23 protein-coding genes are annotated in these 24,737 nt (G+C 65.5%); 10 read left to right on the top strand and 13 right to left on the bottom strand.

The window, feature by feature from the left end; genetic code table 11:
• Positions 1-55: 55 nt before the first annotated feature.
• A complete protein-coding gene (locus tag AC3EO7_RS26560; protein WP_435592707.1) occupies positions 56-190 on the bottom strand; it encodes a pentapeptide repeat-containing protein in 135 nt (44 codons plus the stop codon).
• A 98-nt stretch (positions 191-288) separates the two neighbouring features.
• On the opposite strand from AC3EO7_RS26560, the gene AC3EO7_RS26555 reads away from it, so the two are divergent.
• Complete coding sequence (locus AC3EO7_RS26555; protein ID WP_435592692.1) at positions 289-1,260, top strand: hypothetical protein; 972 nt, start codon at positions 289-291, stop codon at positions 1,258-1,260.
• Between the two features lie 75 nt (positions 1,261-1,335).
• On the opposite strand, the gene AC3EO7_RS26550 is transcribed toward AC3EO7_RS26555, so the two are convergent.
• The 4 genes from AC3EO7_RS26550 to AC3EO7_RS26535 form a co-directional block, all read right to left on the bottom strand.
• Positions 1,336-2,481 (bottom strand): PIN domain-containing protein, encoded by a 1,146-nt coding sequence (locus tag AC3EO7_RS26550; RefSeq protein WP_435592691.1) that lies wholly within the window; start codon positions 2,479-2,481, stop codon positions 1,336-1,338.
• 33 nt (positions 2,482-2,514) lie between these two features.
• A complete protein-coding gene (locus tag AC3EO7_RS26545) occupies positions 2,515-2,754 on the bottom strand; it encodes a hypothetical protein (protein WP_435592690.1) in 240 nt (79 codons plus the stop codon).
• Between the two features lie 126 nt (positions 2,755-2,880).
• Positions 2,881-3,342, bottom strand: a complete 462-nt coding sequence (locus AC3EO7_RS26540; RefSeq protein WP_435592706.1) for a DoxX family protein — start codon at positions 3,340-3,342, stop codon at positions 2,881-2,883.
• Between the two features lie 324 nt (positions 3,343-3,666).
• On the bottom strand, positions 3,667-4,788 hold the full coding sequence (locus AC3EO7_RS26535; protein ID WP_431966002.1) for a PucR family transcriptional regulator: 1,122 nt from the start codon (positions 4,786-4,788) through the stop codon (positions 3,667-3,669).
• A 187-nt stretch (positions 4,789-4,975) separates the two neighbouring features.
• On the opposite strand from AC3EO7_RS26535, the gene AC3EO7_RS26530 reads away from it, so the two are divergent.
• Complete coding sequence (locus AC3EO7_RS26530; RefSeq protein WP_435592689.1) at positions 4,976-5,353, top strand: nuclear transport factor 2 family protein; 378 nt, start codon at positions 4,976-4,978, stop codon at positions 5,351-5,353.
• Between the two features lie 456 nt (positions 5,354-5,809).
• On the opposite strand, the gene AC3EO7_RS26525 is transcribed toward AC3EO7_RS26530, so the two are convergent.
• The 4 genes from AC3EO7_RS26525 to AC3EO7_RS26510 form a co-directional block, all read right to left on the bottom strand.
• On the bottom strand, positions 5,810-6,412 hold the full coding sequence (locus AC3EO7_RS26525; RefSeq protein WP_431966006.1) for a hypothetical protein: 603 nt from the start codon (positions 6,410-6,412) through the stop codon (positions 5,810-5,812).
• A gap of 206 nt (positions 6,413-6,618) precedes the next feature.
• Positions 6,619-7,515, bottom strand: a complete 897-nt coding sequence (locus AC3EO7_RS26520; protein WP_435592688.1) for an SGNH/GDSL hydrolase family protein — start codon at positions 7,513-7,515, stop codon at positions 6,619-6,621.
• Between the two features lie 307 nt (positions 7,516-7,822).
• Positions 7,823-8,887: a magnesium and cobalt transport protein CorA gene (locus tag AC3EO7_RS26515; RefSeq protein WP_435592705.1), complete on the bottom strand. Its 1,065-nt coding sequence runs from the start codon at positions 8,885-8,887 to the stop codon at positions 7,823-7,825.
• 177 nt (positions 8,888-9,064) lie between these two features.
• Entirely contained in the window at positions 9,065-10,234 is a 1,170-nt protein-coding gene (locus AC3EO7_RS26510) for an acyl-CoA dehydrogenase family protein (protein WP_435592687.1), read from the bottom strand.
• An 83-nt stretch (positions 10,235-10,317) separates the two neighbouring features.
• Between AC3EO7_RS26510 and AC3EO7_RS26505 the strand changes: the two genes are divergently transcribed.
• Together AC3EO7_RS26505 and AC3EO7_RS26500 are read left to right on the top strand one after the other, a co-directional pair.
• Entirely contained in the window at positions 10,318-11,445 is a 1,128-nt protein-coding gene (locus AC3EO7_RS26505; RefSeq protein WP_435592686.1) for a CaiB/BaiF CoA transferase family protein, read from the top strand.
• Between the two features lie 42 nt (positions 11,446-11,487).
• Entirely contained in the window at positions 11,488-12,177 is a 690-nt protein-coding gene (locus AC3EO7_RS26500; RefSeq protein ID WP_431966014.1) for a GntR family transcriptional regulator, read from the top strand.
• A 161-nt stretch (positions 12,178-12,338) separates the two neighbouring features.
• Here AC3EO7_RS26500 and AC3EO7_RS26495 read toward each other — a convergent pair whose 3' ends face one another.
• Positions 12,339-13,838, bottom strand: a complete 1,500-nt coding sequence (locus tag AC3EO7_RS26495) for a PucR family transcriptional regulator ligand-binding domain-containing protein (protein ID WP_435592685.1) — start codon at positions 13,836-13,838, stop codon at positions 12,339-12,341.
• Positions 13,839-14,009: 171 nt separating this feature from the next.
• On the opposite strand from AC3EO7_RS26495, the gene gabT reads away from it, so the two are divergent.
• From gabT to AC3EO7_RS26480, 3 genes are all read left to right on the top strand, one after another.
• Entirely contained in the window at positions 14,010-15,359 is a 1,350-nt protein-coding gene (gabT, locus tag AC3EO7_RS26490; RefSeq protein ID WP_435592684.1) for a 4-aminobutyrate--2-oxoglutarate transaminase, read from the top strand.
• 33 nt (positions 15,360-15,392) lie between these two features.
• The gene (locus AC3EO7_RS26485; RefSeq protein ID WP_435592683.1) at positions 15,393-16,847 is read left to right on the top strand and encodes an NAD-dependent succinate-semialdehyde dehydrogenase; all 1,455 of its coding nucleotides are present in this window, start codon (positions 15,393-15,395) and stop codon (positions 16,845-16,847) included.
• Positions 16,848-17,031: 184 nt separating this feature from the next.
• Positions 17,032-17,439: a hypothetical protein gene (locus tag AC3EO7_RS26480; protein ID WP_435592682.1), complete on the top strand. Its 408-nt coding sequence runs from the start codon at positions 17,032-17,034 to the stop codon at positions 17,437-17,439.
• 211 nt (positions 17,440-17,650) lie between these two features.
• Here the strand turns inward: AC3EO7_RS26480 and AC3EO7_RS26475 are convergent, their stop codons facing one another.
• Positions 17,651-18,349, bottom strand: coding sequence for a serine hydrolase (locus AC3EO7_RS26475; RefSeq protein ID WP_435592681.1), 699 nt, complete (start codon positions 18,347-18,349; stop codon positions 17,651-17,653).
• Positions 18,350-18,509: 160 nt separating this feature from the next.
• On the opposite strand from AC3EO7_RS26475, the gene AC3EO7_RS26470 reads away from it, so the two are divergent.
• Both AC3EO7_RS26470 and AC3EO7_RS26465 read left to right on the top strand, forming a co-directional pair.
• Positions 18,510-19,625, top strand: a complete 1,116-nt coding sequence (locus tag AC3EO7_RS26470) for a hypothetical protein (protein ID WP_435592680.1) — start codon at positions 18,510-18,512, stop codon at positions 19,623-19,625.
• A complete protein-coding gene (locus AC3EO7_RS26465) occupies positions 19,622-19,984 on the top strand; it encodes a hypothetical protein (protein ID WP_435592679.1) in 363 nt (120 codons plus the stop codon). Before AC3EO7_RS26470 ends, AC3EO7_RS26465 begins: the two co-directional genes overlap by 4 nt.
• Before the next feature lie 95 nt (positions 19,985-20,079).
• On the opposite strand, the gene AC3EO7_RS26460 is transcribed toward AC3EO7_RS26465, so the two are convergent.
• Positions 20,080-21,774, bottom strand: a complete 1,695-nt coding sequence (locus AC3EO7_RS26460) for a hypothetical protein (RefSeq protein WP_435592678.1) — start codon at positions 21,772-21,774, stop codon at positions 20,080-20,082.
• Between the two features lie 105 nt (positions 21,775-21,879).
• Here AC3EO7_RS26460 and AC3EO7_RS26455 point away from each other — a divergent pair, with 105 nt between their 5' ends.
• Positions 21,880-23,424 (top strand): acyl-CoA carboxylase subunit beta, encoded by a 1,545-nt coding sequence (locus AC3EO7_RS26455; RefSeq protein WP_435592677.1) that lies wholly within the window; start codon positions 21,880-21,882, stop codon positions 23,422-23,424.
• A 267-nt stretch (positions 23,425-23,691) separates the two neighbouring features.
• Here AC3EO7_RS26455 and AC3EO7_RS26450 read toward each other — a convergent pair whose 3' ends face one another.
• A complete protein-coding gene (locus tag AC3EO7_RS26450; protein ID WP_435592676.1) occupies positions 23,692-24,453 on the bottom strand; it encodes a lysophospholipid acyltransferase family protein in 762 nt (253 codons plus the stop codon).
• Positions 24,454-24,737: the final 284 nt, after the last annotated feature.

Raw genomic sequence — 24,737 nt, 5'->3', positions numbered from 1 at the left:
CCGAGGGTTGAGCCGATACCGGCCGCCGCCGATGGGGCGTGAGCGGGCGCGGACGTCATCGAGGTACCGGCCCCAGCGCGTCGCTTCCGACCATGTCGGCCGACGTCAGATCGACTGAGGTGAGATCCGCCCCCGCGAGCTCGACCCCGGCCAACCTCGCGCGCGCGGGATCGGCACCCGGTCCGATCACTACCCCGCCAGGGACATCGAGCACCGCGCGCAGCAACGCCGCCCCATTCCGCGACCGAACTGTCGGCAGCGCGTCGTGTTCTCGTGCAGGATCGAGGGGTGAGTGCACTCCAGAAGAAAGTGATGCTCTACGCGATCGCCCTGGCCTACGTGGTGACGTTCGCGGTGGGCATCTTCCTGGCACTGCTGGACGAGAGTCTCACCGGTCGCGAGATCGCTTCCGCTATCGGCTTGAACCTGGTTGCCTCGGCGATCTTCGCGACCTTCTTCGCGCTCATCGCGACACGCTCCCAGGACCAAACCGTGCAGGCGACGCTGCGGGAATCGTTCGCGGCGATGTCCGATCAGGTCATCGATCGCGCCTTTCAGGCCAACTCGACCTACCTACCACAGCGCACCTACCCGGCCACAACAGGATTCGATCCGGTCTTCAACCGTGATATGCAGCAAGCCATGGCGGGTTCCACCTTCTACGCGTGCAGTGGCCCGAACCCGTGGTACGTCCCAGCCAGGCTGCGGGAGAGCGACAATCCGCCCGATCAGGTTGTGGTGCGGATGATCTCACCGGCCTTCGACAAGGCGGTTCGGCGACGAGTCGCCGACCGGCGGCTGCTACCCCGCCTGCGCGGCGTACCGATGGAAGAGATGATCCGCGACTATCGCGATTCGCTGCTGACCGCTCTGGTCGCGCTGTTCGACTGCCGCGATATCTGTCCGATCGACGTCGTGTTCGCCGAAGAGAGCGCGGTGACCCGCCACGAGATCTGCGACAACGGCGTCTTCATCGCTTGGTACCGGGGGCCGGACTCGCAGACGAAAACCTTTCCGCACGCCCTACGCTTCTCGTCGGACGCCCTGCTCTACAAGACATTGCGGCTGGACATCCTGCGCGCCCGCGAAATCGCCGACCGCGTGCTGACATTTCGCGCCGCGACCACGGAGACCGACCTGATCGCGGCGCTCGCCACCTGTACCGGCGACATCCTCGACCACGACGACATCGCCCGCCGACGCTCGAAATACGCCACCGAGGCGGCGGCGTTCGTCCGCCACCTGCGCAGCCTCAACTGATCTCCCCCTCCGTGCGTCGCGCAAGGGAGCAGAACGCAGGAACTCCAGCGTCCCGGCTCGGTGCCCGCTGGGCTGCTAAAGCAACTGAACGTGCTCGATATCGAGAGCCATCACATTCTCGTGCTGATGGTCGATGACGAACGCGAACTCGACGACCGCCCCGAACTCCCCCTCGATGGCGACGTAATTCCTGTTGTAGTCCGGGTCGACCAGCGTCCAGACCGCATCGTTGTCCAGCGTGCTGTAGAACTCGCCCTTGTCCATGAGGGCCTCGTAGCCGAACGACGTCCTGACCTCGACGGTCCCGACCGAGGTACGGCCGCGATACGTTTCGACGACCGACACCACTGCGGATTCCCCCTCGAACCTCGCCGTGGAGATGGATGCGGCTTCGAGCTCTTCCGGCAGTTCCACGCCGGGCAGCAGGGATTCGGTCGAATCGTCGTAGACGTCGCGCGTCAGCGGGGCGCCGATCATGTCCGTATAGGCGTCCCGGATCGCCGCCATCAGCAGGTCTGTGACACGTGGCGAAGGCACCCTCGGCCACCAGGAGGTGTTCGTCATCGCGGCCCGGGCCACTTCCAGCCCTTCGAGGACGGTGCGAGCGAAGCCGACGGATTCCGTTCGGCCGATACTCGCCAGGTGGCCGGCGAGATCCTCGTGCGGCGTGATCTTTCCACGCGCACAGTAATCGTTGTCGTCGGAGACCAGCACCACGAACCCGGCGCTGTCGGCGGCTGCCAGATCGCAGAAGGTGTGCCAGATCAAGGCATCTCGATATCCCTTGTCGGTGGCGTCGAACGGCCGATGCGACGCCAGCGACCAGTCCACGAGCTGATCGTGAGCCGCCTCGGGGATCGGAGCAACCGTGAACCCGATCTCCTTGAACCGGTTACGGAGCTCGGACCGCAGTTCCTCGGTCGTGATCTCCGGCAGTTTGCGGAGTTCGGCGACCGACGGCAGATAGGTCAACGCAGGCGCGTCGAGGCGCGAGCTGCGCAGCTGATCGTGGATGGCGCGTACCGCGGTATTGAGCTCCCGGCGGGCACTCTTGATCCTCTGCTCCATATGGCGTGCCGATTCACGCACGACCACCTCCGGCACCGCGACGTCGACCTCTTCGGCCTCCACCGCCGCTACGAGCGCCTGCCATTGCGCGCTGCCGAAGTTCGGGTCCGACCTGATGATGTTGGTGTCGATGACCAGCAGCGGTCTCGGCATGTCGACATCATCGAATTCAGGTGTCATATCCCCTCATGCCCTCTCGATGCGGCGCCGTTCGATCGGCTCGGCGCTGACGACCATCGATCGATCGACAGCCGCCCTCCTAGTTACCGACCGCCAATGCCATTCTGAGCCTTGGCCGGACGGCGAGGTCGGGTCGGCTCGCTGCACGGCATCCTCGGCGAAGCGGGCGCGCGCGGCGAGGAACAGCCGGCGCGGGCGGTTGCTCGCACCGGCATGGCCGGGATGATCCATTTCGGCCGTATCCAATTCGGCCAGCTCACCGTCGGTGACGCCGAGGATGCGCCCGGCGAGCGGGTCGGTGAAGATACGCGGCCCGTCCGCCGAGACCTGCCGGGCCTATCACTGCCGCTACCACCGGCAACCACACATGGACTACGGATTCATGGCGCTACTCCGCACCACCTCAACGCGGTGAGTGAGCCAGGCATCCAGCGACCAGCGGCCGGGCCCGGCCCACAACAGGAAGATCAGCCCGAGCAGCATCGCGAAATCCGTTCGGGCGTCGTGCGCCATCCCCCAAAAGCCTTCCACACCCTGGAATCCACCGGGCTGCAGCTCACGCAGCTTGGTCAGCACGATCGCCAAGCTGATATCGATCAGCAGCGGCACCGCCGCCAGACGGGTCAGCAGACCTATGACTATCATGGCGCCGCAGGCGATTTCGACGACACCGTCGAGATTGGCGAAGAACGTCGGCGCCGGTATCCCGATCCTGTCGAACCGACCCGGCCCCAGCTTGTCCGGGTAAAGGAACTTCTGGATCCCCTCGCTGAGGAACACCAGCCCCACCGCCACACGGATGCAGATCACCGCAGCCGGACCGTCCGCGCGCAGGATGTGCGTCCACGACCACCGATCCGTTCCCGCCATCGGCACTCGCCTCCCGTTGTCGTCACCCGATACGGCACGAGAGCCTACAGACGAGCACTACGCACGTAGGGTCTCCTCGCTCGGACCGGCGGGCCGCACGACAGACCTCGGCAATGCCCTCGTCACCACGATGAACAGCGCCCAAGACATTCCAGCCGTCCTCGCCGCGGGTACGCGGTCCGACAAAGCAGACCTCCACCTCGATATACGACCGCGGCGTTGCCGGGGCAGATTTGCACTGGCGTCGGTACACGCCTTGAACACAGAGATTCACGTGCCGCAGAGCGGTCAGGACTTGTCGCCGGGTGTTCGAAGCAGCCGTGTCTGCAGCGCCAGATACAGTCGCACCGCGTCGGCAGGCACTGCGAACGCTGCACCGGTGAGCCCTTCTATTCGCTTGAGACGGTGCAGGACCGTGTTGCGGTGCAGGTGAAGGCGCTCCCCTACCGCCGACGTGGAGCCGCCGAGTTCGTACCAGGCCAGGGCGGTTTGGACGAGAGCGTCGGCGTCGTCGGGATGGAGTCGATCGAATGCGGCGAGCGTGTCCGAGAGGACGTCCGCGGCGAGTCCGGGGTTAGCCGCGATCAAAGCGCGGGCCGGTGACGAAGAATAGGTGTGGATTCCGGTGTCCGCCGGGCCCAGGCACCGGAATGCGAGCCGTGCTTGGTCCAGCGCGGCAGGCGTCGATACGAGGTCGGTGAACGGTTTGCTCGCACCGGCTCGCGCCTGCACGGTACCTAGCGCGCGGTCGAGCGTGGCGGGCGAGACTGCGGCGGCAAGGGTCACTCGATCGTCGGAGAGAAGGGTGCGGACGGTGGTGACTCCGGTCGCGGCAAGGCGAACGTCGCCGACCAGGACGACAAAGATGGCTCGGGCTGGCAGGCGCATCCTTCTGCCCAAATCCTCGCGCTGCGTCGGCGGGAAGGCGGGATCGAGCAGCGCCCGCAGCAATCGTTGATCGGGTTGTTCGGTCCCGACGACGACTACGCGCCGGTAGGCGTCGGCCGCCGCGACGGAGTACTCGTCGACGGTGGCCCACATCAGCGTGGACAGCTGAGGCAGAGCGGAACGGTCGTCATGATCAGCGCGTTCGACGATCACCGCCCAGAACGCCATGCCCGCGAGGCGGAAGGCGTGCAGCAAACTGTCCAGCGGGATCCCGCGCTCGGCCTTGAGGCGTCCGGCTCGGCGAGCCGGCTCGAGCGAATACGGATCCCCGGCAAGGGAATCCAGCAATGCCGCGAGGCTGTCGGCCACCAAGGTGGCCAATTCGTGGTGATCGAGTGCGGCGTCGTCGTAGTCGCCGTCGTCCTGTTCGATTCTGGCGGTCACCATTTCGGAGATCGCAGCCAAGTCCGCGCGCAGCTCGCGAACGAGGCGCGGGCGCTCGGCGTGCGTGTCCTGGGTCACTGTCGCCAACTTAGCGTGCATTGTGCGTGCGCACAACGGAAGTGTTCGAAGTGGAGGCGTTCGCCCGTCGCCACGCCGGACGGCTCCCGGCGACACTGAATTCCCTGATGAGTCACAGCATCCAGAGTGCTTCTCGCAGAACGCCTCTCAGGTCACATCGACACAACTACGATCGGAGTCGCCCATCATGTCCACTGCCACCCGCGAACTGTTCGAGCGCTACCACGCTTGCTGGGCGGACCGCGACCCAGACCGAATCATCGAACTCCACACCACCGACTCGGTGTTCCACCTGCACTCGGGCCAAGAACCCGCCCGAGGTCGCGCCGCCATCCGCGAGGCCGCGGCGGGGACATTCGCCCTGGTTCCCGACCTGACCTTCCACCTGATCTCGTTGCGCGTCGGAGACGATTTCTGGGTGGTCCAATGGCAGCTGACCGGGACCTCGGCGACCGGCAATCGCGTGTGCGTCGACCTCGCGGACTACGTTCTGGTCGAGGACGGCGCAGTCAAGGAGAAGCATTCCTACGTCGACGGAGTCGCGATGCAGGCCGCGCTGAAGTGAAAGCGCCTCGGTCACATCGCAACCCCATTGACCATGTCATCGAATAACGAAGCCCGGCCGCTGACGGTCCTCTCGTCGCGTTTGGCGAGCGGATCGGCCGGCTCGTGTGCGCGCGTTCGGATGCCCTGCCCCTCGACAGATTCGCGTAGGTGAGAGTTGCCCCCGCCCGCAAGGGTGGGGGCAACTCGAACACGTGGTGACCGGTTCTCCAGCTCGGACGTTCGAGGGATGGGTCGCCCAAAACGTCTCGGCGTTCCGGTAGGTCGCACCGCGTCCGGCGCATGAGGTCGCGTGGACGACAGAATCGCATCTCTGGATCGGCTCGGTGGGCCACCTGAACTAGATCCTGTCCGCCTACATGGCCTCAGCCACATGACATCTCAACCATCCGCACATGGCGAGTCGAGGGTGTTCAGTTCGATCGGCCATCGGCCATCGGGCAGCTTTCGCAGTGCCTCAGAGCTTCCACACGTAGGTGTTGGGAGCTGGTTCGACATACTGCAACAGACCCCAATCGAAATGTGCCCAGTAGACACGATTACGCCCGGAGTCGGGGTCGATTGCTCTGAAGGCTGCCACGTCTCCGACCCCGCCGAATCCGTCGACGACGTCAGTCGGTCCCAAGGTTCCATCGTGGAACTCGTTCCGCGTGCACGACCAGGGGGTCAAGTCGGCAACAGATTCCAACCGCGGCCGTGGGCAGTCGGGGTGCCGAAGAAGCTGCCTGAACAGCCGGGGATGAGGCGGAATCTCCATCCATTCAATCTGCAGACCGGGCCAGAACGGCAAATCCCACACCGCATACCGACCCTCGCGGTCGCCGTGGTGTTCGATCCGCTCCGAAGCCGGTGCACCCCAAGCTGTTATGTACTCAGCGATTGACCTGAAGTCGTTCGTCGCATCAGCGAACCACCACCGATGCTCGGCGACCGCAGCGTCGGCGCGGGTCGCACCGATCCGATCGAGCAGATCCGCCGCCTGAGCAGGAGCACTCGTGCACATCGCGTGAAGCATCGACAATTGGAAGTCATACAGCGTTGTCACAAGTTCGCCGGTCATCGTCCCTCCCCGTCGGCGCAATCCATGTCGAAAGTACCAGCTGACCGAAACGCACTGACATGCCGCTGCGCGGGTGATCTGAGCAGTGAGATCGACTGCGGCGCAGACCGTCCGATGATGCCGCGGGACGCGCGTACCCCTGGTGACAGAGCCGACCGCATGTCCCCTGAGCGCCCTGAACCCGGCGCGTAGCGTCCTCGGGAACGCTACGCGCCGAGCGTCTCCAGAACCCGCCGCGCCTGGTAGTCCGCCCCGAGCTGATTGGGATGGAACGGCGCGGCGGGGCCGACCGGGGTGCTGGAGAACGGGACCAGCCCTTCCACCCAGCGCACGCCTGGGGGTTGGCAGGCGTCGTGGCCGGTGCTGCCGGTGTAGGTGTCGACGAATTCCACGCCGGTGGCCGCGGCGATGCGGGTGAGCATGTCATTGAGCTCGATGAGCTTGTTGCCCAGCCAGATCGCGTCGGCGTCGGAGATGGGGATCTCCGGGAAACAGCCGCCGGTGGTGCCGACGGCTTCGAAGTAGTCCAGCAGCAGGATGCGGGCGTGCGGGGCGCGTGCCCGGATGCCCACGATGGTCGCGGTCACCCGGGTGGCGGTGACGTCGATGGCTTCGGTCATGACGTCGGTGTCACCGGTGATCATGGTGTCCAGGCAGGGCGTGGCGGCGGGATCGGTTGTCAGGCAGGTAAATACGGACTTGGCCAGGGCGGCGTCGTTGCCGCCGATGCCCAGGGTCACCAAATCCGTGGCAGAGGTGAGGCTGTCGAACTGCGGCGGATTGCTGCCCAGCGCCGTGGTCTGCGGGCTCGTCATATGTTTGGTCTCCGCACCGCCGCAGGTGGCGTCACGAAAGACCGGTGTCGACAGCGCGGCCGCCACTTGCTTCGGGTAGTTGCGCGCGCTTTGCAGGCAATGCACCGGCGTGAACTGCGTCGTGATCTGGCTGCCGGTGACATCGGCTGCCCACGAATCCCCCAGCGCCACATACTCCGAATAGGTGCGATCGGCGGCCGCCGATTCCGTGGCCAGTCCCGTCACTGCCGTCAGTGGCAGTATCGCCACCGCGGCGGCCGCCAGCAATGTACGCGTGGTCCCAAGCACTGTTTCTCCGCTCGAACTGCCCGACCCGGTGCGAATTGGACTAACGTCCAGCGGAAATCTAACACGGCCGTCGGGCATCGACCGACCGGAATCGCAACCAGCCATCCCGACGGCCCGAGCCCGCGAAATCTGCCGGTCTCTCTCCCTCTCCCCCCGCCAGCCGCAACCACGCTCGAGCGCCTCGGGGACCGGTGCTGATCGCGAAGCCTTCGAGTTGACGTCCGGTTATCACTGAAAAGTCTTTGCGTACGCGGATTCCCGCCAGGTGCCCCCAGCGGGCGCCGGGTAGGAACGTACGCCGCCGGCTTCAGAGCCATTCGATGCGGCGGAAGACGACATACAGCGTGCCGCAGAGCGTCGCCATGAGCGCGAGCACGGCCGGGTATCCCCAGACTTGCCGCAGCTCGGCCATGTGCTCGAAGTTCATGCCGTAGATCCCGGCGATCATGGTCGGGACGGCGAGGATCGCGACCCAGGCCGAGATCTTGCGCACGTCGGTGTTCTGCTGCATCGCGGTTTTCGCCAACGCGGCGCCGATGAGGGCGCTGAGGGAGTCGTCGAAGTCGTTGATGCGTTCGGCGACGGTGGTGTGGTGATCGGCGACGTCGCGCAGATAGCGGCGAACTTCCTTGGGCAGCGGTGTTTCCGGTTCGCTGAGCTGGTGGATCGGGGCGGCGAGTGGCTTGACCGCGCGCCGCAGTTCGACGATTTCGCGTTTGAGCTGATAGATGGGTTCGATGGCGATCCGGCGGCGCGGGGTGAAAATCTCCTCTTCCATGGCGTCGACGTCGAGCTCGACCGCTCGGGTGACCTCGATGTACGAGTCGACGACGAAATCGGCGATCGCGTGCAGCACGGCGCCGGGGCCCAGCTGGAGTCGCTGCGGGTCGGCCTCGAGGTCGCGCCGTACTCCGGCGAGGCCGGAGTGCTCGCCGTGGCGGACCGCGACGACGAAGTCGGGTGCGGTGAAAATGAGGATTTCGCCGGTCTGCACGATTTCGCTGACGCTGTGGAGTTCGTGCTCGACGTAGGCGACGGTGCGCATCACCGTCACGAGAATGTCGTCGTAGCGTTCCAGTTTCGGCCGTTGATGTGCTTTCACCGCGTCTTCGACCGCCAGTGAATGCAGCCCGAAGGTCCGCGCGATGTCGCCCATCTGCATCTCATCGGGTTCATGCAGCCCTACCCATACGAACCCGGTACCGCGGGCGCGGACCTCGGCCAGCGCGGCGGCGTGGGTGAATTTGCCGGGGAGCCGCTGCCCGTCGACGTACACCGCACAATCGACGATCGCCCGCGCGGTGGGGATCGGGACCTTCGGCAACACCGGAACCTGCCGGTCGGACCGGCGGAACGACGGGAGATGCGGAATATGCGACACCTAACGATGCTAGTCGGTTGCACATTCTTCCGCGCTCTCTCAGTCGCAGCATCTACCAGCGAGTTGAGCGCGATCAGAGCGATTGCCGACCACTTGCCGACGGTGACAGATTCGGACGCGAGGCAGGGCGCATCGGAGGCGTCACCGCCGGAAAGCGGCTTGTGCGGATCAGCGGAAGGCGTCGATCCCGGTCAACGCCCCACCGAGGACGAGTGCGTGCACATCGGCGGTGCCTTCGTAGGTGACGACGGTTTCGAGATTGGTCAGGTGCCGCATGACGGGGTATTCGAGGGTGATCCCATTCGCACCGAGCACCTGTCGCGCGGTTCGAGCCACATCCAGTGCGGCGTTGACGTTGCCCAGCTTGCCCATGCTCACCTGTTCGGGCCGCAGCGTCCCGGCATCCTTCAATCGACCGAGGTGCAGCGCCAGCAAGGTGGCGCGGTTGACCTCGAGGGCCATCGTGGCGAGCTTGTGCTGCTGGATCTGGAACGACGCGATCGGCTTGCCGAACTGGACGCGCGTGGTGCTGTAGTCGATCGCGGATTCCAGACAGGCGCGGGCAGCGCCTGCCGCGCCCCACACGATGCCGAAACGGGCTTCGCTCAGGCAGGTCAGCGGACCACGCAAGGATGTCGCGCCCGGCAGCATCGCCGAGGCGGGCAGCCGAACCTCGTCGAAGATCAATTCGGAGGTGGTCGACGCGCGTAGCGACACCTTCTTCCGAATGTCGCGGGTGGTGAATCCCTTGGCGTCCTTGGGAACCAAGAAGCCTCGAATGCCCTCGTCGGTCCGCGCCCACACCACGGCCACATCCGCGAGCGAGCCATTGGTGATCCACATCTTCGCACCGCGGAGCACCCAATCGTCACCGTCCCGGCGAGCGTAGGTCCGCATCGAGCCGGGATCGGAACCCGAGTCCGGCTCGGTCAGGCCGAAGCATCCGATGGCGTCACCCGCGGCCATGCGCGGCAGCCACTCCTGCTTTTGCTCCTCGGACCCCCAGTGGTGGATGGCGAACATGGCCAGCGAGCCCTGCACCGACACCAGACTGCGGATGCCGCTGTCGCCTGCCTCCAGTTCGAGACAGGCGAGCCCGTATGCCGTGGCGCTGGTTCCGGCGCAGCCATAGCCCTCGAGGTGCATCCCGAGCACCCCGAGTTTGCCCAGTTCGGTGAACAGTTCGCGAGGGACGCGGCCCTCGTCGAACCAATCCCCCACCGACGGCAGGATGCGCTCGCGCACGAACGCGCGAACGGTATTGCGCATGTCTCGTTCCTCGTCGGTGAGGACAGAGTCGATGGCGAGAAAGTCGAGTGGGGCCACTGCGGTGGACATGCTTGCGGATCTCCTTGACCTGACAGGCCGCGATACCTAGCCTAATCTTCGATTTTCGAAAATCGATGATTGGATCCTCACACATGGTCCCCCCGCTTGCCAACCTCCGCGTCCTGGACTTCTCCCGCATCCTCGCCGGCCCCTTCGCGACGATGCAGCTGGCCGACCTGGGCGCCACCGTCACCAAGGTCGAACGACCGGGCACCGGGGACGACACGCGCACCTGGAAACCGCCGCACGACGACCGAGGACAGGCGACCTACTTCCAGGCCGTCAACCGCAACAAGAGCACGATCGTCCTGGACCTGTCCGACCCGGCCGACCGCGCTCGAGCCCGGGAGATGGCGGTGACCGCCGACGTCGTCGTCGAGAATTTCCGCCCGGGACTGATGGCGGACTTCGGGCTCGACTACGACCAGCTCCAACCGGAGAATCCGGGCCTGATCTATTGCTCCATCACCGGTTTCGGACGCGGCCCCGGCGCCGGACTGCCCGGTTACGACCTGTTGATCCAGGCCCTCGGCGGCCTGATGAGCGTCACCGGGGCCCCCGACGCAGAGCCGCAGAAGGTCGGTGTCGCCCTCGTCGACGTGCTTGCAGGACTCTTCGCCACGACCGGCATCTTCGCCGCGCTGCACCACCGCACAGCGACGGGCGAGGGGCAGCGCCTCGACATCGACCTGCTGTCCTGCCTGCTCGCCGGACTGGTCAATCAAGCCAGTGCCTACACCTCGGCGGGTGTCGTACCGACTCGGATGGGAAACCAGCACCCCAGCATCGCGCCCTATGAACTGCTCACGTGCGCCGACGGTGAACTCGTCCTGGCCGTCGGAAACGACCGCCAGTTCTCCTCGCTGTGCGAGGTGCTCGGCGAACCTGAACTCGCGACCTCCCAAAGGTTCTCGACCAACACCTCTCGCGTTCGGAACCGGGTGGAATTGCGTGCCGACCTCGAGCGGCTGCTCGCCGCCCGGACCGCCGCAGAATGGACCGACCAACTGGCCGAAGCCCGTGTCCCGGCCGGAGTCGTCAACGACATCGCCGCAGCCTTCGCCCTCGCCGAGAAGCTGGGCCTCCAGCCTACCGTCGAAGTGCCGCGCGCCGACGGCAGCACCGTCTCGCTCTGCCGAAGCCCCCTCAACCTCTCGGTGACGCCGCCGGTCTATCGGTCAGCGCCACCGGACCTGCCCACCACCACTTCTGAGCGGTAGAGGATTACCGATCGGGTGGGTGACTATGGGTAAGCTCGCCAGGTGAGTCTCCCAGCCGCCTCCGCAGGTCGTAAGGGTCCTGGTACTGCGGGCGAACATGCGCTCGAAGAGCTCCGGCGGGCGATCGTGTCGGGTCGGTACCGCCCGGGTCAGCAGGTGCGGCAGGAGCGGATCGCCGCCGATCTCGGCGTCAGCCTCGCGCCGGTACGCGAGGCTCTTCGCGCGCTCGAACAGGAAGGCCAGGTCGTCTATCGGCCTCGGCGTGGTTACTTCCTCACCGAGCTCCGGGTCGCGGATCTGCGTGAGATCTACGAACTGCGGACGTTGCTCGAGACGCGGGCCGCACTGCACACGGTGCCGCTCCTCGACGCCGACTCCCTCGACCGTGTCGCGCTGGCTGCCCGCGACTGCGCCGAAGCGGCCGAGCGCGGTGATGTGGCGGCCGAGCTGGAGGCGAATCGCCGGTTCCATTTCGGCCTGCTGGAATCGCCCGAAATGGTGCACACCATGCGGGTCATCCGGCTGCTGTGGGACTCCACCGAGGCCTATCGCGCAATGTATTACAACTCGCCCGTCGAACGTTCGCGGACCGTCGCAGACCATGAGGCGATTCTCGAGCTGGCACGCCGCCACGCGGTCGGCGAGGTGATCGTCGCACTCGACGAGCACCGGGACCGGGCGTTGCGCGTGCTGACGACGATCCTCGACGACCCGGCTGCGGACGGACGGTGATCGCAGCGCGGCGCGCGAACGCCGATGCCGGTGCGCGCATGGTCTCGCCGATCGCCGCGCCCGGGTGATCGACTACCTCACAGGCTGTTTCGAATCGCAGGACCATAACTCCATCCGCTACATGAATGCGACTGGGCCGCATAGGAATTCAGCCACAGCCGTTAACGGTCCACGTCGGAGTCGATCAGCTGGAGCTCGAGCCACAGCTCCGACCGACTCGTCGGCGACTCGAGACTGATCCCGAGCAAGCGTTCGATGCGGTCCAGTCGGCGACGCAGCGTATGCCGGTGTATGCCCAATGTCTTTGCCGCCGGATCGATCTGCCCATTGTGAGCAAGCCACACCTCGAGTGTGGAGCGGAGTGCTTCCGAACCACCGCGATCGCTGTCGAGCAGCGGCGCCAGATGAGCTTCGGCGTAGGCGCGTGCACGATCACGATCGAAGCAGGCACTGAGCCCCTCACTGATCACTGCCGTGAACTTCGTTGTCTCCTGGCGTCGCGCGGCATCGTCGGCCGCCTGGCGACTTTCCCGGATCGCGCGCGCGAGCTCGCCCCAACTCGCCTCGCCGGAAATGCCCGGGAAGAGGCCCGAAACCGATGTCAGGCGCGCGAGTGCGGAGTTCGCCGAGGCGTGCGAAGCGATCACCGACAGGTGATCGTCGATGAGAGCGAAGGCGATCGCTCCGTGCGGGTGCACCTCGAACAGCTCGCATGCTGCCGAGAGGCGTCGCGGATCTCCTTGCGCGGTGAACACCACGATCGGTTCGGTTGGCAGACCTCCCCACAACTCGTCGGCCATCGCCTCCACCGTGGAGATCTGTCCGGCGATCAGCATCTTCATCGCTGCCTCTCGCGCACGAGCGAGCGCATCTCGTGACTGCTCGGTTCGACGGACGAACAGGGTCAACAGCGACGCGGCGATGGTGACGACACCGTGGTCGAGAGAACCGACGACACCCTCGCGACCGGCCACCAAGTAGCCCAGCACGCGGCCGTCCGCGGCGGTGAGCGGATGCGAGATGACATCCTCGCCACCTTCGGTCGAGAACACGATCTCACCGGGTCCGGACCGTCGTGCCCGCGCGGTCTGTTCGACCGCTCGTCGCGCACTGCGATGGGTGCTGTCGACGATGTCGCCTGCGGCGTCGAGCAGAGCGGCCCAGCCGCCGATGAGCTGCGCGGTGCGCCGAACCAAGGTCTTGGCCCCGTCGGCTGCCAGTGTGGCGTGGATCAGTCGCCGCTGTTGCTGGTGGCTGAGCTGAAGCCGGGCGTGGTCTTCGGACGACAACGCCTGATAGACGGCCTTTTCCAGCAGGATGAACGGCACCTCGAGTGGCACCTCGACCAGAGGCAGACCTTCTGCGCGCGCGGTGTCGAGGACCGCCGCGGGTACGTCGTCATACCTGAGACCGACACCGAACCCCAGCGCCGCAACACCGGCGGCGACCAAACGCCTGACCCAGTTCGCAATCTCCTCGTCGGAGTCGGACAGCGCCACTCCGGTGGTGAGTAATAGCTCTCCGCCGCTGAGAAACGCTGCGGGGTCGTCGAGTTCGGACACGTGGGCCCAGCTCAACTCCCGGTCGGCATGTTCGGCCCCCGCCCGGAGCGTGATTCGCAAGGTCGGGTCGGCGACGAGTTGACGGACGGTGAGCGGCACCCATCAAGTGTGCCACTTTGGCCCATCGGAAGTAGGAAATGCCCAATGTGGCCACTGGCAACAGGTTCGACCGACAGCGACACTTGCCCTAGCTCTGGCCCTGTCCAGATCCGAGCAGGATCGACCCGCTCGGCACATGACAAACAAACCCAATCCAACGAGGACGAATCCGTGACCGACTACACCTACCGGCTGGCGCAGAAACGGCAGCTCGTCACCGAGCTACCCGGCCCACGCTCACTCGAATGGGCTCGGCGTCGCCGCGCCGCGGTAGCGGCAGGCGTCGGCTCATCGGTCCCCGTGTACGCGGTCGATGCCGACGGCGGCGTGATCGTCGACGTGGACGGAAACTCGTTGATCGATCTGGGCTCCGGCATCGCGGTCACCAGTGTCGGCGCGTCGCATCCCTCCGTCGCCGCGGCTATCGCCGAGCAAGCAGCACACTTCACGCATACCTGCTTCATGGTCACACCGTACGAAGGCTACGTCCGCGTCGCGGAGGCACTCGCCGAACTGACGCCCGGTGACCATGAAAAGCGTTCCGTGCTCTTCAATTCCGGTGCCGAGGCCGTGGAGAACGCCGTCAAGATCGCACGCCTGGCGACGGGGCGCTCCGCGATCGTGACCTTCGACCACGCTTATCACGGGCGCACGAACCTGACGATGGCCCTGACCGCGAAAACCATGCCCTACAAGGCGCACTTCGGCCCGTTCGCGCCGGAGGTCTACCGAATGCCCGCGTCCTACCCTTATCGAGACGCCCACACTCTGACCGGCCCGCAAGCCGCGCAGCAGGTGATCGACCAGATCGAGAAACAGCTCGGCGCCGACGCGGTCGCGGCAATCATCTACGAACCCATTCAAGGCGAGGGCGGGTTCATCGTGCCAGCGGACGGATTCCTGCCGACCCTGGTGTCCTGGGCCAAGGACAACGGGATCGTGTTCATCGCCGACGAGGTGCAGACCGGCTTCGCGCGTACCGGCGAGTGGTTTGCCAGCACGCACGAAGGCATCGTTCCGGATCTGATCACGATGGCCAAGGGCATCGCGGGCGGCATGCCTCTGGCCGCGGTGACCGGCCGGGCGGACCTGCTCGACTCGGTCCATAGCGGAGGGCTCGGCGGAACCTACGGCGGCAATCCGGTCGCGTGCGCGGCGGCACTGGCCACGATCGAGACGATGTCGCGCCTGGGCCTTCCCGCACGTGCCCGGGAGATCGAAGCCCTGGTCAAGCCGCGTCTGCGCAAGCTTGCGGACGAGATCGACATCATCGGTGAGGTTCGTGGCCGAGGAGCGATGCTCGCGATCGAGCTGGTCCACCCCGGCACCGACACTCCGGACCCCGTGACCACGAAAGCTGTCGCCGCGCAAGCATTGTCGGAGGGTGTCATCGCTCTCACCTGCGGAACGTACGGCAATGTGATCCGGTTGCTCCCCCCGTTGGTGATCAGCGACGACCTCCTCGACGAAGCGCTCGGCGTACTCGAGACCGCTCTCCGCTCAGCCGCCGCGGCGCGCTGAATACATCCAGAGATCAATCACGAGGACATGACCATGATCGAAACCAAAACGCTGCTCGCCCAGCTACCGACATCCGTCTGGATCGGCAACAAGGAGACCGCGGCGGCAGCGGGCGGCACGTTCGCGGTGTACAACCCGGCCACCGGTGAGGTGCTGCTCGAGGTCGCCGACGCAGGCGCCGACGATGCTGCGGCCGCTTTGACCGCCGCAGCCGCCGCCCAGCAGGAATGGGCCGCGACTCCCGCACGGGAGCGGGCGCAGATTCTGCACAGGGCATGGCAGATCGTGATCGATCGCCGTGACGAGTTCGCCCTCCTCATGACGCTGGAGATGGGCAAACCGCTCGCCGAGAGCCAGGGCGAGGTGAACTATGGCGCCGAGTTCTTGCGATGGTTCTCCGAAGAGGCCGTTCGCATCAACGGGCGCTACAGCGAATCACCGTCGGGCAACGGGCGCATCCTGGTGACCAAGGAGCCGGTCGGACCGACACTCGCCATCACGCCCTGGAACTTCCCGCTGGCGATGGGCACTCGCAAGATCGCGCCCGCGCTCGCGGCAGGCTGCACGATGATCGTCAAACCGGCAGCGGAGACCCCGCTCACCATGCTTCTGCTTGCCGAGGTGTTCCGCGACGCCGGGCTCCCCGACGGCGTGCTGTCGGTGCTGCCGTCGACGCATGCGGCGGAGGTGACCGCTCCCCTGCTCACCGACGCGCGGCTACGGAAACTGACATTCACCGGGTCGACCGAAGTAGGCAAGATCCTGTTGCGGCAGGCCGCGACTCGAGTGCTGCGGACATCGATGGAACTCGGTGGCAACGCGCCGTTCGTGGTGTTCGACGATGCCGATGTCGACGCCGCGGTCGACGGAGCGATGGCAGCGAAGATGCGCAACATCGGTGAGGCATGCACCGCCGCCAACCGCATCTACGTCGACAACGCCGTGCATGACGAATTCTGCGCAAAGCTCACCGCCAGAATGAAAGCACTGCGGATCGGACCTGGCGATGTCGAAGGCACCCAAGTGGGTCCGCTGATCACCGACAAGCAACGCAAGCGTGTCGCCGCACTCGTGTCCGACGCGGTCGACAAGGGCGCTGTCGTCGCCACCGGCGGAGACAGCTATGGCGACACCGGATACTTCTACCACCCAACGGTTTTGACCGGCGTCTCCCCGGACGCGCGCATCCTCAGGGAGGAGATCTTCGGTCCTGTCGCGGCCATTGTCGGTTTCGACGGCGAAGCGGCCGGAGTGGCCGCCGCCAACGACACCGAATACGGCCTCGCCGCCTACATCTACACCAACGGTCTCGACCGCGCCCTGCGGGTTACGCGTGCCCTGCAGGCCGGGATGGTCGGCGTCAATCGCGGCATCATCTCCGATGTGGCAGCGCCATTCGGCGGAGTCAAGGAGTCGGGACTGGGGCGCGAAAGCGGTAGCGAAGGTATCGATGAATACCTCGAAACCAAGTACATCGCCTTTCCCTGACTGTTCCGGCCACCAAGGCAACGGATTGAGACGCACACCCGCTGGCATGACCGGAGGGCTGGGAACTACGGGGCGATCTGCTGACGAGGACGCAGTCCGCCGAGAACTCGATCTTGCATATACGTATACATCTACGTATAGTCATGGTTGTTGGGTAACAACGGATTCCAAGGAGCAAGCAACCATGTCCATCACCCTCACCGACCAGGACAAGCTCACCCTGCAGACCGCCGCGTACGGTGCCGTGTCGCTGATGTCGGCCGCCGCTGCTGCCGGTGGCTCGCCCCACAAGGCCGCCACCGACGGCAGCATCGCCCTGTCCTCGGCGACCGGCCTGGTCGGGCACGTGCTCGCCAAGCCGAAGGGCATGAAGCTGAATGGCAACTCCGTCGCCGGACTCGCCGACCAGGTGCTGCCTGCGCTGACCGCCGCGGTGGGCCTGCTCGAGAAGCAGGATCGGGCGGAGGCCGAAAACTTCCGCAGCACTGTCCTCGTCGCCATCGAAGCAACCGGCCAGCGCCACAAGGGCGAGCCCAGTCCCACCATGGCCGACATGGCTCGCAAGATCACCGCGGCCCTCGACGCCGCTTGATCGGGACCGAGAACCGGCATCGGACCGGTGATCTGGGGCGATGCGCGTCGAGAGGCCGGGCAGAGCTCGTATTGGCTCGAACGCCACCTGACCGCCATCGAAGCGGGAGCGAATCCGCAAACCCCCACCCCACGGCATCGGCCCCGACGATCTTGTTGTCGGGGCCGATCAGCACGGGTGTCCGGAGGGGGTCACCATGTTCGATCGGGCCTCAGCGTGGGCACGCGGCGAGCAGCGCGGCACCGAGTGTTTGCTGCATCGTGGCGTTGAGCCGGTCGTTCGGGATGTCGGTGTCTGCGCCGGTCCAGGTCATCGCGGCAACCCGGCTGCCGTCGTAGCTGGCGATCAGATAGGACTTCGAGCCGATACCGTTACCGCGGTTGCCCCATAGCCGCTCGGGGTTGCCGCAGGGGTCGGTCCCCATCATGAAGGCGCCGAGCCCGTAATACCCGGACACCCCTGGGGTTCTCATCTGTGTGAGCAGTTCGGCGGAGATGAGTTCGCCACCGAACAGCGCGTGGCCGAAGCGACCGAGATCTGTTGCGGTGGAAACCATATAACCGGCGGGCCCGAACCATGACGGACTCTGTTCCGCCGCCGCAAGCCGTTCATGTCCAACGCCGGTGCCACCGTCGTCGTCGAGACAGGTGCGGCCACCGGATCTGCCGAGCCGCAGCCGACCAGCACCGCCGAAACCGATGCCAGCAACCCGATTCGTCGTACCACCGCGCTCATCGACGCTCCCCCCTCGCCAGACATCCACACCATAACCGTTCGGCGGCGCGGGTGTTCGAATCCACCTTTCGGATCGGGAGAGAGCGGCCTCGAACGGATGGGACGGCGCGCAACTGGTCTCCGGCGTGTTCGTGCGTGAATGTTGCTGGCCTACAGCGGCATCGGGCGTCGACACTGCTGGTGGACATGACCGGGAGCGTTCGCTGTCGGCGTGCCGATCACGTCGGGAGCAATTCTCGTGCAATGTACGGTGAGGTATGGAAATACGTTCGGACCGCGGGGAGTCCGATCAGCCCGGGGCATCGATAACCAGGTTTCGCCGTCCACTCGCGATCGTGGCCGGCATCGTGGTGGCGATGCTCGTCGCGGGCTTGCTGCCGAGCTGGTGGTGCGGTCGCGACGCCGACAGCTGGTTCCGTGGGGATCCGGCGCGGGTGCGTGGGCTCGCCGAGGAGTCGGTGGCCTTCGAAGTCGAGGACGATCGACGACGAGCCACGGGCTCGGCAGGGGTGATCGACGGCATGTGGGGGCTGCTCGCGCACCAAATGACCGCGCTGGGACTGGCGCAAGTGTGTCTGGCGCACCCCGAATGGCGGGAACGCTACGCCCCTGTCGTGACCCGCGCGGCAACCAAGAGTCTGTTGCCCGAGATGCGCTCGGTATTCACCGATGCCTGGCACGGGGAGGACGGAGCAATCCATCTCGACAGTACGAACGGCCACGCCTATCTCTCCTATCCCGCCCTCGCGCTCGGGATGGCGCGCCTCATCGATCCGGCGTTTCCGGCCGACCTCGCGACGCGACATGACGCGCTGATCGCCTCCTACGAGCGGAGATTACTCGCCTCACCGACCGGGCTGCTGGACACCTTTCCCGGCGAGGCCTACCCCACCGACGTGGCAGCCGTCGCCGCCGCGATCGCGGTCCACGGCCGCGCGACCGGCATCGACCACACAGCGGTCCTCTCGCACTGGGCGCAGCAGGTGCGCGCGGTACAAATCGATCGGGACACCGGGCTGGTCATCCAGCGCATGGGTGTGAACGGGCGTGCGCACGACGCCCCCCGCGCCTCGGGGACCGGACTGGCGGCTTACTTCGTGGGCTTCGCGGACCGCGCGCTCGCCGAGGAGTTGGCGACCGGGTTGTTCGGCCAAGAGCGAAGTTTCCTCGGCTTCAGTGCGATTCACGAGTACGGCGACGGCTATCACGGCGCGGGCGATATGGACAGCGGTCCCCTGATACTCGGGAAGTCGGTCGCGGCCACCGGTTTCGCGCTCGCCCCGGCCCGTTCCTTCGGTCACCACGACGTGTTCACCCGCCTGTATCGCACCGCAAACCTCGTCGGCTTGCCACTGCGGAGCGGGACCCGCTTGCGTTTCGCCACCGGTGGGGTGATCGGCAACGCCCTGCTCCTGGCGTTCCTCACCTCCGGACCGGAGCTGGCGCGATGAGCCTTCCCAGTACCTCGCGGTTGCTCGCCGGCCTGCGGCTGATCCGTATGCCCTTGATCCTGGTCGTGTTGTATCTCGCCCTGTATCCCGTGATGGCGGCGTTGTCGCAGCGGCAGGGGTTCGGTTCGCCCGACGGCACCGGCCTGAGCTACCTGGCCGTCAGCGTCGCGCTCCTGACGTTGCGCATGGCGCTACTGGTCGTTGTACCGGCTGTCCTCACCTACCGTGTTGTGGCGTACGCGGTTACGCACATCCTGCGCCGCGTCGATTCGACAACTCCGCCCGACGGGGCTGGATCGAATGTCCGCGAGGCGGGCGAGGCGCATCGAGTAGGACCTGAGCGCGCACAAACTTCGTGACCAACCGCTTCGGGATGCGCAGGGGCACTCCGCTCGATGCCGCATGTGCAAGTGTTCGAGTTGTAGCGGTTCGAGCGTCCGTCTCTGTTGGTTGTTCAGTTCCGACCAGAGGTGATGTAGTAGTACATGGGGTCGATCATGTCGATGAGATGTTCGATTTCGTTGTCGGTGAAACGGTTTCGGCGGCTGATGGTGATCAGCACCAGGTCGTTGATCGCTTTGGCGATGGTGTCGAATTCGCTGATGGGTGGCGTGGGTGCGGTGCTCGTTGCGCCTCGCGACGGGTTTGCGCGTTTCAGTTCGGCGCTGGCGTTGGCGGCCAAAGTGCGAAGGATGCCGCCGGCGCCGCGTGGGCTTGCAGCGGCAGTGTGGTCGTAGAACTGGATGGCGGCTTGGATCAGTGCCGCTGGGCTGGGATGAACAAGGGAGTTGTCGGTTCGATCGGCGTCTGCGCGCTTGGCAGGCTGGTTCGCCTCTCTGTCGAGTTGGGCGAGGGATCGTGCTTTCGCTGTCAGGTAGCGCGCAACCAGGATGTCGCGGATGGTGCCGTATTCCGCGGTTCGGAGCAGGTCGATGGCTGCCTGTTCGTAGTCTTCTACGGTCGAACCAATCCGGTCGAATTCGGCGGTGGGGTCGGACCGGTCGAACCGGCTGGTGAGATCATCGAGGCGCAGTAGGGCTCGGATGTTGCCTTCGTGGCGGTGGCGTTCGCTGATGGTTGAGGGGAAGCAGGCCAACAACTTTCGTGTCCAGCTATCCATGTTGTCACCGAAGATCGTGGCGTATGGCTTCTGCTGTTCGGGATGGGTTGCATAGGCCATGCGGATTCGGCGCAGTCCGATGATGACATCGGCGAGTTCGTTTGCTCGCAGGGTGTCTTGTGGCTCCCGGGCGATGCTCGGAGCGGGTCCGCACAGCTCGATCAGCGTAGTGGCGATCGTGTGATGCGATCGCATTTCTCGGTCAGGATCTTCTTCGCCGAGGGCGCGGGCATGTTCGGCGTGGAATCGCGCCAGTTCGTGGTGTAACTGCCAGCCGAGGGCATCGGCGAATGTCATCTCGGTTTCTTTGATGGACCGGATCCGACTCAGTCCGGTGGGCTCGTAATCGGGTTTCCTGCACAGGGTCATTTCGGCGGCCGCCCCTGCGCGGGTGCAGCGTATCCCCATCATGCAATCCAGGCGCGCTGCCGGATCGACGAGGGCGATCCCGCGGCGCGCCCAGTCCCGGGCCGCGACCACCGGTTGCCGATCCCCGCGGCGCCGGTGTTGCAGGTGGCGTTCGGCCAGCTCGGCCGCCCAGAACAGCATGTCGGAGCGCTCATTACGGGTCGATGCATGGTCGAACTGTTCTTCCAGGCGAGGGATGTCGTAATGCCGGGCAGAGAACCGCGCCTCCAATCGTTGCGCGGCGACCCCGTCGCGCCGAGTGCCGGCGTGATGGCCTCGCGTGGCGAGCGCTGCGATCTGCTCTGGGACCGGAAGATTGTCGGCTGTCAGATTCTCGATGACCGCGGCGGCAAGTGCTTCGAAGGTTTTGAAGTGCTTCCACATGGTGGCCTTCGGGATCGGGCCCTCGGTACCGTCGCGTCGAATGTATCCACGGGCACTGCCGCACACATCGGCGAGCGTGAGACGTTCGATCGAACTGCCCGGACGAGGTGTGGTGATTCTGTCCATCATCACCTCCTCGGCGGCAGCGACGATCATCGCTTTGGTGTGTTCTTCGAGTGCACGGCCGGCTCGCGCCTGGTAACTCGTTGCACCGCGGTGCATTGCTGTAGACGACACGGCCTCGAGTTTATTGCAGTGCACATAGTTGTGTACTTGTCTATTCCGGCTAGGGTCAGCCATTGAAGGTGAAACCGGCAGCCCGGTTCGAGGGAGGACTCATCTGTGGACACGACTGGCGCGAAACACGCTCTGCTGCAACAGAATCTGGCAGCAGCGCGCGAGCCGACAGGTGCGGCGGGAATCGCCAAACGCGCCGCGAAGAACATTCCCAGCCCGCGCGAGCGCATCGAAATGCTCTTGGACCCGGGTAGTTTCATCGAAGTCGGCGCTCTCGTGAGGCAACCTGGACGTGCCGATGCCCTGTATGGTGACGGCGTGGTCACCGGCCGGGGCACGGTCGATGGGCGTGCGGTAGTGGTGATTTCGCATGATCAGACGGTGTATGGCGGATCGATCGGGGAGATGTTCGGGCGGAAGGTTGCCGCGGCGATGGACTTGGCGGCCGATGTCGGGTGCCCGTTCGTCGCGATCAACGATTCCGGTGGCGCCCGGGTACAGGACACGGCGACCTCGCTCGCCTGGTACGCGGCCCTGAGCCGACGGCAACTACGCATGTCCGGTGCAGTACCACAGGTGTCGTTGATGCTGGGCAAATGTGCTGCGGGGGCGGTCTATTCACCGATCAACACCGACGTGCTGATAGCGACCGAATCCGCCTACATGTTCGTGACCGGCCCCGACATCATCCGCGAGACCACTGGTGAAGAGGTCACCCTCGAAGAGCTCGGTGGCGCGTTCAACCAAGCCCAGAACGGCAACATCCACCACATCGCCGTCGACGAACGCGCGGCATTCGCCTGGGCGCGTAACTATCTGAACTTCATGCCGTCCAACTGCTTCGAGCAGCCACCCATCGTGAATCCTGGCCTCGAGCCCGGCCTCACCGACAGCGACCGCGAATTGAATGCGATCATTCCCGACTCGGACCGGGCCGGATACGACATGTACGACGTCCTGGCAAGGATCTTCGACGACGGCGACTTCCACGAGGTCGGCGATGCCGCCGCCCGCAACCTGATCACCGGATTCGCGCGGGTCGACGGCCGCAGCGTCGGCGTGATCGCCAACCAGCCGCTGGTGGCCAGCGGGGCGATAGACGCCCGCTGTTCGGACAAGTCGGCGCACTTCATCCGGCTCTGCGACGCATTCGGACTCCCACTGATTTTCGTCGTCGACACTCCGGGTGTCCTGCCCGGCGTCGAAGAGGAAAAGATCGGCGTCATCAAACGCGGCGGCCGATTCTTCTACGCCGTCACCGAAGCCACCGTGCCGATCGTCACCGTCATCGTGCGCAAAGCCTACGGTGGCGCCTACGCCGTCATGGGATCCAAACAACTCGGCGGCGACATCAACCTCGCCTGGCCCACGGCGCGCATCGCCGTCATGGGCGCCGAGGCCGCCGTCAGTCTGACCCAGCGCCGCCAACTCGCAGCCGTCCCGGAGAGCGAACGGCCCGCCCTGCGCCAGCAGCTGATCGACTTCTACAACGCCACCATGGCGACCCCGTGGACCGCCGCCGAACGCGGCTACATCGACGCGGTTATCGAACCGGCCCACACCCGGCTGGAAATCCGCAAAGCACTGCGCCTGCTCCGCGGCAAAACCATCCAGCACGGCCCCCGCAAACACCACCTCATGCCGCTCTAGAACACAACCGGCCGCTGACACGACATCCGTCCTTATCGACCCGACCGGACATCCGGTCTGCCTGTCGCTGGATCGACCGCGGCCGACACACAGGCGCGGGCCGAACATCCTCAACTCGGGATGGGCGTGAGTTGCCTGCGGGGTGCGGCGTTGGAAATGACGGGGCCACAACGACTATCGAGATAGAACTTGAAGCGCCATCATCAATCGGTCGGGACAGGTGCAGATAACTCAGCATGTCCGCTGACTGCCTCTGGTTAGCCTGAATCAGTAGCTTTTCACTGCGCCATCGACGGCCGACTGCAGTTCCGTACGGGCGAAACGAGCGATTTCGATGGGCCGCGAGGGCAGTTCCAGAACGGGTCTCCGGAAATGGAACGATGCACTGCGCACCTCCTCCTTGGTGGGTTCGATCGAGGGATCCAGACGTTCCCCGTAGCTGATGCCGATGCAGACCAGAGCGGGCGGCGCGCCCAGCTTGGCCGCCCGGAACGCGATGTGCCCGATGCCGCTGCCCACCGCCTGCACTCGGGCCGGATCGACGGTGTTGCAGGTGCCCTCCGGGAAAAGCGCCAGATAATCACCACGGGTCAATCGTCGAGCGCAGACGTCCATCATTTGCTGGCCTGCCGCGTTCACCGCACGAATGCCGTGGTCCTTGCCGCGGAATACCGGGATACCGCCCATCATGTCGATCTTGCGGCGCTGTTCGGGGTCGTCGAACAGCTCGTCCTTGGCCAACATGCGTACCCGCCCGATGAGGGGGCGCAACGGCGAACACCAGGCCATGGCCGCGACGGCGTGCGGATCGTTCTGCGACAGGTGGTTGAGCGCGAAGATTGCGGGCTGCTTGCTACGCAGTAGCTGCTGCAACTGCCCGCGCGCGCCCTCGTCGAATGTTACGCGCGGCCGGAACCGGTAACCCATCACCGCATGAGTCGCCAAGGCCCGCAGTCGATTCTGGCGATGTCGCAGATAGTGCTCGTAGACGGCGGTGCTGTTTTCCAGAAGGACGGGCGGTTGGTGCATGGCGCGACACACTACCGAGCCGGTCTCGGCACCGACAGGCGACAAATCACCGCCGCGCACGCGCGTCGCACTCGAGGTGCCGAGCCGGAACGAGCTCGTCGTACCGGCTCGAGACCATGCCGATCCGGCTGTCCGCGGACACGGTTCCGGCTCCCCCGGTGCGCTCGATGCATCGATCACCCCTGCTCATACCGGCAAGATCACGCCTGCGATATTCTGAATATCGTTGTATCCATATTTGGCGAATTGTGGGTGCGCGACACCGCATCACCGGTCGCGCGACA

It is taken from the genome of Nocardia sp. bgisy118 (assembly GCF_057708605.1).
Note: the sequence above shows the minus strand (reverse complement) of the source record. Positions and strands in the feature narration are given on the sequence as shown.